General features: G+C 69.4%; 6 protein-coding genes and 1 pseudogene. 4 read left to right on the top strand and 3 right to left on the bottom strand.

The features are described from left to right. Positions 1-133: 133 nt before the first annotated feature. On the bottom strand, positions 134-2257 hold the full coding sequence (locus FPZ41_RS41480) for a SpoIIE family protein phosphatase (protein ID WP_152869419.1): 2124 nt from the start codon (positions 2255-2257) through the stop codon (positions 134-136). 904 nt (positions 2258-3161) lie between these two features. Between FPZ41_RS41480 and aspS the strand changes: the two genes are divergently transcribed. The 3 genes from aspS to FPZ41_RS41465 all read left to right on the top strand — a co-directional run bounded on the left by aspS (position 3162) and on the right by FPZ41_RS41465 (position 7698). Beyond that, complete coding sequence (gene aspS / locus FPZ41_RS41475; RefSeq protein WP_152869417.1) at positions 3162-4925, top strand: aspartate--tRNA ligase; 1764 nt, start codon at positions 3162-3164, stop codon at positions 4923-4925. A gap of 184 nt (positions 4926-5109) precedes the next feature. Further along, a complete protein-coding gene (locus FPZ41_RS41470) occupies positions 5110-6120 on the top strand; it encodes an intradiol ring-cleavage dioxygenase (protein WP_152869415.1) in 1011 nt (336 codons plus the stop codon). Between the two features lie 240 nt (positions 6121-6360). After that, positions 6361-7698 (top strand): MFS transporter, encoded by a 1338-nt coding sequence (locus FPZ41_RS41465; protein ID WP_152869413.1) that lies wholly within the window; start codon positions 6361-6363, stop codon positions 7696-7698. Positions 7699-7764: 66 nt separating this feature from the next. Here FPZ41_RS41465 and FPZ41_RS50070 read toward each other — a convergent pair whose 3' ends face one another. Both FPZ41_RS50070 and FPZ41_RS41455 read right to left on the bottom strand, forming a co-directional pair. Next, on the bottom strand, positions 7765-8226 hold the full coding sequence (locus FPZ41_RS50070; RefSeq protein WP_322621390.1) for a DUF234 domain-containing protein: 462 nt from the start codon (positions 8224-8226) through the stop codon (positions 7765-7767). A gap of 333 nt (positions 8227-8559) precedes the next feature. Then, positions 8560-9265 (bottom strand): annotated as a pseudogene (locus FPZ41_RS41455) (transposase); the annotation flags it as partial. Between the two features lie 70 nt (positions 9266-9335). Between FPZ41_RS41455 and FPZ41_RS41450 the strand changes: the two are divergent. Next, positions 9336-9725 carry a hypothetical protein gene (locus FPZ41_RS41450; protein ID WP_322621389.1) on the top strand — a complete coding sequence of 130 codons (390 nt, stop codon included), beginning with the start codon at positions 9336-9338 and terminating at the stop codon, positions 9723-9725. Positions 9726-9993: the final 268 nt, after the last annotated feature.

Raw genomic sequence — 9993 nt, 5'->3', positions numbered from 1 at the left:
GGTGAGGCGGGGGCGGGGGAGGTGTGACCGGGTTCGCAGCGTGGCTGCTTCGGTACCGATCTCTTGCTGCGGCTGCTTCGGTACCGCTCTCCTACCGTGGCTGCTTCCGTACCGTGGCTGTTTCCGTACGGCGCTACCTCGCGCCCACCGGGGCCGCCTCGTACAACTCGAACCAGATGCTCTTGCCCTTGCCGCGCGGGTCCACGCCCCACGCGTCCGCCAGCAGCTCGATCAGCATCAGCCCGCGCCCGAAGGAGGCGAGTTCGCCGGGGTGGCGCCTGTGCGGGAGGTCGTCGCCGGCGTCCGTGACCTCGATCCGTATCCGGCGCCGCTCCTGCCCGTCGGTGACCTCGGCGACCAGGAGGGCGTCCGCGTCCGTGTGGACCAGCACGTTGGTGACCACCTCGGAGACCAGCAGGACGGCCGAGTCGACCTGGTCGTCGCGGGCCCAGTCGTGCAGGAAGTCGCGCACGTGCCGGCGGGCACCGGCGACCTGGTCGGGCTCGTCCTGGGCGACCGTCAGGGCCGTACGGCGCATGGAGGGCCGGACGGGGGCGGTGTCGCCGCAGCCCTTGCCCTGCCGGCACAGCAGCAGAATCGCGATGTCGTCCTCGCGGCGGTCGGCCAGCGGGCCGGGGGTGTGGTGGGAGGACGGGCCGTGCACCCCCTGGACCAGGGCGTCCGCCAACGCCTCCAGGTCGCCCTCGTGCGCCTCCAGGATGCGACGGATGCGGTGCCAGCCGGTGTCCAGGTCGTGGCCGCCGGTCTCGATCAGGCCGTCCGTGCAGATCAGCATGGTCTCGCCGGGTTCCAGCGTGATCCGGGTCGTCGGGTAGTCGGCGTCCGGGTCGATGCCGAGCGGGAGCCCGCCCGCCGTGTGCCGCGTCAGGACCGTGCCGTCGGCCATCCGGACCGCCGGTTCGGGGTGCCCGGCGCGGGCGATGTCCAGCGTGCCGGTCGCCGGGTCGACCTCGATGTACAGGCAGGTCGCGAAGCGCAGGTCGATGCTGTGCTCACTGTCCTCTGCGAACGTGATCCCGTACAGGAAGCGGGAGACGCGGGCGAGGACCGCGTCCGGGCGGTGGCCCTCGGAGGCGTACGCGCGCAGCGCGATGCGGAGCTGGCCCATGAGGCCGGCCGCGCGTACGTCGTGGCCCTGGACGTCGCCGATGACGAGGGCGAAGCGGCCGCCCGGCAGCGGGATCAGGTCGTACCAGTCGCCGCCGACCTGGAGGCCGCCGCCGGTGGGTACGTAGCGGGCGGCCACGTTCATGCCGGGAATCTCCGGGCCCAGGGTCGGCATCATCGAGCGCTGCAACCCGTCGGTGAGCTCGCGCTCGGTCTCGGCGGTGCCCGCGCGCGAGAGGGCCTGGGCGAGCATGCGGGCCACGGTGGTGAGGACCGAGCGCTCGTCGGGCGTGAAGGAGACGGGATTCGCGAACGCCGCCATCCACGCGCCCATCGTCTGCCCTGCGACGGTGAGCGGCAGGAAGGCCCAGGAGCGGCGGCCGAAGGGCTCGGCGAGGGGCCAGGAGGCGGGGTGGCGGGACTTGTAGTCCGCGGGGGAGGAGATGTAGACGGCGCGGCCCGTCCGCACCACCTCGGCGGCCGGGTAGTCCATCTCCAGCGATATCTGGGTGAAGGGGCCCTCGTCGCCGGGTTTCTGCCCGTGGTGCCCGATGACGGTGAGCCGGTCGGCCTCCACGCCGAAGACGGCGAGGCCGTCGGGCGAGAAGCCCGGCATGGACAGCCCGGCCGCGACCCGCAGCACCTCCTCCGTGGAGCGCGCCTCGGCCAGCGCGCGGCCCGCGTCCAGCAGGAACGCCTCGCGTGAGCGGCGCCAGTCGCCGGTGACGGGGCTGCGGGCGGCGGTGCCCGGTGAGGGTTCTGAGACCTCCTGGAGGGTGCCGATCAGCTGGTACTTCCCGGTGACGGGGTCGACGATCGGCTTGGATCGGCTGCGTACGAGGCGCACCACCCGTCCCCGCTCGTCCATGACCCGCATCCGGACCTCGGCGATGGTCCCCTCGGTGACGGCGAGCCGGACGACGCCGTCGACCTCGATCCAGTCCTCCGGGTGGAAGCGGGCGCGGATGCCGCCCTCGGTGATCTTCGTCGGCTCCGGCGGCAGCCCGATGAGCCGCGCGGCCTCGGCGTCCAGAGTGACGAGCCCGGCCTCGGTGTCCGAGCGCCACAGGCCGGTCGCGAGAGCGGACAGGACGTCCCCTACGGCGGGCAGGGGCTCACCAGTGAGCATTGACCCACTTTAAGAACAGCTGATCGGACACTGCCACCGAAGCCGGGGATCACGCCCGGCCAGTGTGGCCGGGAGCCGCCGCTGTCCCGTGAGCCGTGGAGAAAGGGGAAAGCGCTGTCTCCGTTCGGGCGTCGGCGGCCCGGCGGCGGTGCGTGGCTGGTGGGGTGGGTGGTAGGGGTGGGGTTCATTGGCGGGGAAGTGCCGTTGCGCGTCCGCGGGTGCGCTCCGCTGAGTGGATCGGGCGCGGGTGCGTTCCGCTGGGTGGCGCGGGCGCGGGTGCGTTCCGCTGGGTGGCGCGGGGCGGACGCCTACGGTTTGTGCGTCTTCGGTTGGTCGCGCGGTGAGCGTCTCCGGTGGTGGCCTGCGGTTTGTTCGTGGGTCGGGGGCGCGCCGGGGGGTCTCCGTCCTCGGTCCGGCGGTTCTGTGGGGGTGATGACGGTGCCCGGCGGCGGACGCCGGCCGCTGCGGGCGGACACCCCCCGACACGCCCCCTGCCGTGCGTACGCGGCTGCCGGTGCGTGGGGGCGGGCGCCGTGCTTTTAAGGTGCGGGGAGAACTGCGCGACCAGCCACCACGATCCCGCAGCCGCCCATGAACAGAACCCGGCAGACGAAGACGCACCGGCGGCGATGCCTTGGTGGTGCCGGGTGCGCCCGTGCTGCTTGGGGGCGCGGGGCTGTGTTGAATATGCGGCTCCGCCGCGTGGGCGCGACCAGCCACCATGAACCCGCAGCCGCCCACGAACAGAACCCGGCAGACGAAGACGCACCCACCCGGCACACGAAATGCACCCCCCAAACCGCCGGAGGCGCCCGGTACCCTGGCAGTTCCGGGCTCAACCCCGCCCGGCGCTCCGGGGTGCGACCCCGGCGAAACCCGATCCGCGAAGACTGGATGAACGACGATGCATCGGTACAGGTCCCACACCTGCGGCGAGCTCCGCGCCTCTGACGTCGGCACCGACGTCCGGCTGAGCGGCTGGCTGCACAATCGGCGCGACCTGGGCGGCATCCTCTTCATCGATCTCCGCGACCACTACGGCATCACGCAGCTGGTGGCCCGCCCGGGCACCCCGGCGTACGAGGCGCTGGACAGGCTCTCCAAGGAATCGACCGTCCGTGTCGACGGCAAGGTCGTTTCACGTGGAACCGAGAACGTGAACCCGGACCTGCCCACCGGCGAGGTCGAGGTCGAGGTGGGTGAGGTCGAACTGCTCGGCGCGGCCGCCCCCCTCCCGTTCACGATCAACGCCGAGGACGGGGTGAACGAGGAGCGGCGCCTGGAGTACCGCTTCCTGGACCTGCGCCGCGAGCGCATGCACCGCAACATCATGCTGCGTACGGCGGTCATCTCGGCCATCCGTCACAAGATGACGGCCCTGGGCTTCAACGAGATGGCCACGCCGATCCTCAGCGCCACCTCCCCGGAGGGCGCCCGTGACTTCGTCGTGCCGTCGCGCCTGAACCCGGGCAAGTTCTACGCGCTGCCGCAGGCCCCGCAGCAGTTCAAGCAGCTGCTGATGATCTCCGGCTTCGACCGCTACTTCCAGATCGCGCCCTGCTTCCGTGACGAGGACGCCCGTGCGGACCGTTCGCCGGGCGAGTTCTACCAGCTCGACGTGGAGATGTCCTTCGTCGAGCAGGAGGACGTGTTCCAGCCCATCGAGAAGCTCATGACGGAGCTGTTCGAGGAGTTCGGCAACGGCCGTCACGTCACCTCGCCGTTCCCGCGCATCCCCTTCCGCGAGGCGATGCTGAAGTACGGCTCCGACAAGCCGGACCTGCGGGCCCAGCTGGAGCTTGTCGACATCACCGACATCTTCGAGGGTTCGGAGTTCAAGGCCTTCGCCGGCAAGCACGTACGTGCCCTGCCGGTGCCGGACGTGTCCGCGCAGCCCCGGAAGTTCTTCGACCAGCTCGGTGACTTCGCGGTCTCGCAGGGTGCGAAGGGCCTGGCCTGGGTGCGGGTGAACGAGGACGGTTCGCTGACGGGCCCGATCGCGAAGTTCCTGACCGAGGAGAACGTCGCCGAGCTGACCAAGCGCCTGTCGCTGGCCTCCGGTCACGCGGTGTTCTTCGGCGCGGGCGACTTCGACGAGGTCTCAAAGATCATGGGCGCGGTGCGGGTGGAAGCCGCGAAGCGCGCCGGGCACTTCGAGGAGGGCGTTTTCCGGTTCTGCTGGATCGTGGACTTCCCGATGTATGAGAAGGACGAGGAGACCGGGAAGATCGACTTCTCGCACAACCCGTTCTCGATGCCGCAGGGTGGGCTGGAGGCCCTGGAGACCCAGGACCCGCTGGACATTCTCGGCTGGCAGTACGACATCGTGTGCAACGGCGTCGAGCTGTCCTCGGGCGCCATCCGGAACCACGAGCCGGACATCATGCTCAAGGCCTTCGAGATCGCGGGTTACGACCGTGAGACCGTCGAGGAGCAGTTCGCGGGCATGCTTCGCGCCTTCCGCTTCGGTGCCCCGCCGCACGGCGGCATCGCCCCCGGCGTCGACCGCATCGTCATGCTGCTGGCCGACGAGCCGAACATCCGCGAGACGATCGCCTTCCCGCTCAACGGCAACGCCCAGGACCTGATGATGGGCGCGCCGACGGAGCTGGAGGAGGCGCGGCTGCGGGAGCTGCACCTCTCGGTGCGCAAGCCTCAGCCGAAGTAGGAAGTAGTAGGAGGAGTAGGGCCTTTTTTCGGGCTCTGCGGAAAGGGTCCTGAAGTCGATCGTCGATTTCAGGGCCCTTTTCCGTGCGTGGGGAAGAGCCACAGGAATACAGGAGTGCAGGAATACAGGGGAAACCAAGACCCTTCTCAAGGATTTGACAGGCTGCCTCCCTAACTTCCCTTCCATGACGGGAAACGAGACGGGTAACGAGTCCGGAAACCAGGCGGCCCAGGGGCCCAAGCACAAGCGGGATCTGTCGCGCCGCAAGGTCGTGGTCGCGGGCGCCGGCGCCCTGGCCGCGGTGGGCGTGGGCGGAGCCGTCGTCGCGACGGCGAGCGCGGGCGGGACGGGCGAGGTGGCCGACGCGGCCTCTGCGAAGGCCTCCAGCAGCACCGCGAGCACCGCGGAGGAGTGCTACAAGCTCACCTCGGAGACCACCGAGGGGCCGTACTACATCGACGCCGACAAGATCCGGCAGGACATCACCGAGGACAAGGAGGGCATCCCGCTGACCCTCCGCCTCAAGGTGATCGACGCGGAGAGCTGCAAGCCGGTCCGGAACGCGGCCGTCGACATCTGGCACTGCGATGCGCTGGGCCTCTACTCGGGGTACGAGAGCCTGTCGACGGGCGGTGGTGGTGGCGCCCCCACGGACGCCCCCTCGGGTACGCCGACGGGTGAGCCGCCGTCCGGTGCGCCCACCGACGGCACGGGCGGGGGTGGTGGCGGTGGCGGCCAGCACGAGGAGCCCACCGATGACAAGCGCTACCTGCGCGGCACCTGGAAGACGGACAAGCAGGGCTTCGTCACCTTCAAGACGATCTTCCCGGGCTGGTACCGGGGCCGCTGCGTCCACATCCACACCAAGGTGCACGTGGGCGGCGAGTGGACGGACGGCGGTTACGAGGGCGGTAACACCTGCCACACCGGCCAGTTCTTCTTCGACGAGGAGTCCGTCCTCGCCTCCGCCGAGGTCGAGCCGTACTCGACGTCGACGACCGAGCGCACCACGCTCGACGAGGACACCATCTACGACCAGAGCGGCACCCAGGGCGGTCTCCTCAAGCTGAAGTACAAGAAGGGCGACATCGCCAAGGGCGTGCTCGCCACCCTCACGGTCGGCGTGGACCCGGAGGCGACCCACACGGGCACGGAGGACTCGGTGCAGCCGGGAGCCTCGGCCACCGCGAGCTGACGCACGTACGACTGGTAGGGCCCGGACAGGGTTCATGCGGAGTTCGTACGGCTCGTACGGCTGGACACAGGGCCCGGAACCCGCCCCGGATTCCGGGCCTGTGGTCTGCACTTTGGTTCACATACGTGATTACCGAACCAACCCATTGACCTGGAAGTTCGGGCCTCCGTAAGGTTCCCCAGGTTCTCGCGTACGTGATTGCAGTTCACGTATGTGCACGACCCTGAAGGGGAGACAACGATGTCACAAGTCGTGATACCCGAAGTGGAACGCCAGGCGGTGGGCAAGTTCCTGCGCCGAATGCTGCCGATCCTGGTCCTGATGCTGCTGATCAACCAGATGGACCGGACGAACGTGGGCTTCGTCCAGGACGAGCTCAGGGCCGATGTCGGGGTGAGCGCCACCGCTTACGGCCTGGGCGCGGGGCTGTTCTTCATCGGGTACGCGCTGTTCGAGGTGCCCAGCAACATGCTGCTGGAGCGGTTCGGCGCGCGCGTGTGGCTGACCCGGATCATGATCACCTGGGGTGCAGTGATCGTGGCGATGTGCTTCATCCACAACGTGTGGATGTTCTACGGGCTGCGCTTCCTGCTCGGCGTCGCGGAGGCCGGTTTCTTCCCCGGTGTGCTGCTCTACTTCACCCAGTGGCTGCCCGACTCCAGCCGGGGCCGGGCGAGCGCGATCTTCCTCGGCGGCTCGGCCACCGCGTACATCGTGACCGGCCCGATCACGGGCGCGCTGCTGGAGCTGGACGGGGTCGGCGGGTTCGCCGGCTGGCGCTGGATGTTCGCCCTCGAAGGGCTCCTCTCGATCGTCGTCGGGTTCATCGCCGGCTTCTTCCTCGTCTCCCGCATCGAGGACGCCCGCTGGCTGACCCGGGAGGAGAAGGACGCGCTGAGGGCGGCGGTCTCCCGGGACGAGGAGGCCCGCAGCCGCGCACCCAAGGTGTCCCGGCTCAAGCTCATCATCCACCCCCAGGTCGCCCTCCTGACCACCGTCTTCTTCGCGATGGCGCTCACCGGGTACGCGATCACCTTCTGGCTGCCGAGCCTGGTCAGTGAGATCGGCGGGCTGTCGCCGTTCCAGGTCGGCCTCCTCTCGGCCATCCCCTGGATCTGCGCGGTGATCGCGATGTACACGGTGAGCCACTTCACCGACGGCGCCCCGGACCGCCGCCCGTACCTGGCGATCGCCCTTGTCCTGTCGGCCATCGGCACCTTCCTCGCCACCCTGGGCTCCCCCTGGTTCGGCCTGGCCGCCATCACGCTGGCCGCGGTCGGCGGGAAGGTCGCGGCCACCCTGTTCTGGCCGATGGCCCAGTCGGGGCTCGACCTGAAGGTCGCCGCGCCCGGTCTGGCGGTCGTCAACTCCATCGGAAACCTGGGTGGTTTCGTCTCCCCCACCCTCTTCGGCTACCTCAAGGACACGACCGGCTCCACGAACGGCGGCCTGTACACCCTGTCCACGGCGTCCGTCCTGGCGGTCATCGGCGTCGCCCTCATCCGCCGCAACGGCGGCTCCGCGACGGGTTCGGGCACACCGTCCGTGGCGAAGGGACAGGTGGCGACGGGCGGCTGAGCCGAACGGTGGCGCCCGGGACCGGGGAAGTCCCGGGCGCCGCACGGCCATGGCCGAGTGGTCAGGTTACGAACCCCAGGCGGACACCACTCCCTGAGCACCCCACACCAGCCCGACCCCGTCGTCGGCGACGGACGCCGTCGTCCCGGAAAGGGACACCACCGCCAGCCCTGTCGTCCCCGGGGTGAAGCCCGGGACCTGGGAGGCGCCTGTCCTGAGGGCGGTCAGGTCGTGCTGGTCGAACGGCGAGGCGAGCCATTTCACGGAGCCGGCGAAGCAGAGGGCGCTCGCGACGGGGGAGCGGTCCGCACCGATGAGGTCGATCTCCGGGGAGAAACGGCGGTTCCACCAACCGCCCACGACCGCCGTGTCGGGCCAGGGGAAGTCCCCGGACGCGGCGGCCAACTCCAGCGCCTCCCGGATCAGCGGTTCGACAGCTCGCCCGCGCCAGGCGGTCCAGCGCCGCTGGACGAGCCGGTACGCGGCCTCGGGCCGACCGCGCCGTGACAGTTCCTGCGCGGAGCGCATGGCGGCCAGGTAGAGGCGCAGGTTGCTGTCGGCCACGCGGTACAGGGCCGGTTTTCCGGGGCTGGTGGACAACGGGATGTCGGAGGCGAGGACCCGTTTCTCCTCGGTGAGCCGCCGCAGCAGTGGGGACAGTATCCCGGATGGCAGCGCCCCGCATTGGCTGCCGGCCGTCGCCGCGATGTTGGCGTGCGTACGGTCACCGCTGCCCACGGCTTCCAGTACCCGGCGGGACTGGTCGGGCGCCGGGAACTCGGCCATCAGGGCCGCCTCCGGGACACCGAACAGGGGCGAGGCCGGGTCGGCGCACTCGGCCTCGATGAAGTCCAGCGCGGCTGCGCCCGGCCGTTCCCGTTCACCTTTACGGGCAGGCCGCAGCAACTGGACTCCACGCTCGGACAGTTCGCGTTCGAAACCACGGTCGAAGTAGTTCTTGTCGCCGATGAGAGTCTGTCGGGGGCGCTCTCGCGCAAGCTCGCATTCGGCTGCCAGGAGGTCAAGGAGGGTCTCGCGTTCGTCGGCCTTGGCCCCGGTCAGCGAAGGCGGTGGGCAGGCCCTGAAGGGTGCGGACCAGGTGCAGGCGCAGGCCCCGGAAGAAGCGGCTGTGGCTGGCGCAGTAGCCGTATTCGGCCCAGCCTGCCAGCTCGGAGCGTTTGACGGTCTCGCGGGAGCGGCCGCATTCCACCGGGGTGGAGTCCACGACCCATACGTCGTCGCTCCACAACGAGGTGGTGGTGGCCAGGATCCGGTTGACGCTTCGTATCAGACCGGCGGCCTTGCGCAGCCGCTTGTTGTAGCCGGGCTGCTGGGGCAGGTAGGGGAAGAGGTGGCGCAGGTGGGCACGGGCATGGCGGAGCCATTTGGCCTCGGAGGTGTAGCCGAGTATGGCCTGCATCGTGGCGAGGGTGACCAGTTCGGCATCGCTCAGGCGGGGCGTAATGCCGACCGGCGGGCGCCACGGCGCCAGGTCGGGATGCTCCTTCAGCATGTCGTCGGTCGTCGCATAGAGTGCTGTCGCGAGGGTGTCCACGTCGTTCGTCACAAAACGATCTTGGACACCCTCGTTCTCGTCTCCGCAGGCACCCCTTGGACCACACCACCAGGAGGAACCAGTGCCATACCCGCAACTGCTCACCCCCGAGGAGAAGCTCGCCGACGCGAAGAAGCTGTTGAGCCTCCCGCGTATCGTCGTGATCTGCGGCTCCACCCGCTTCATGACCGAGATGAACGAGGCCGATCTGCGGGAGACCAAAGCCGGAAAGATTGTCGTCAAACCGGGCTGTGACATGAAGTCGCCGCACGAACTTTGGTCCGATCCTGTCGAGGCCGAGGCGCTGAAGGTTCGACTCGACGATCTGCACCGGGCGAAGATCCGGCTCGCTGATGAGGTGCTCGCAGTCGGCGACTACATCGGAGACAGCACCCGAGCCGAAATCGCCTACGCCCGGTCGCTGGGCAAGCCCGTGCGGTTCACGCACCCCGAAGTCGACCCTGACGCCTGACCGCCCGCTGCCACCCCGACAACCAGGGCCGGCGGCCCGCCGCCTGACCGTCTCGCGGTGGCTTCGGCCGCCCACCCCACACCCTCCGCAGGCATCCCTTGGAATTGATCATCTAGGCTCAATACCGGTGATTTAGGTTGTTTTCCGGCGGGTCGGCCTGGCCTTGGTCGGCCCGACCAGGGTCACGTAGGGAGTGTCCGGCCGGGGCGGATTGTGGTGCTCGGCGCGTTTGAGCTTCCAGTTGGACATCTTGCGTTTGATGACGCGC

Origin of the sequence: Streptomyces acidicola (assembly GCF_009377235.1) — a bacterium.
Classification (GTDB): Bacteria; Actinomycetota; Actinomycetes; order Streptomycetales; family Streptomycetaceae; genus Streptomyces; species Streptomyces acidicola.
The sequence above is the reverse complement of the archived record's forward strand: the minus strand, read 5'-3'. Positions and strand labels throughout refer to the sequence as shown.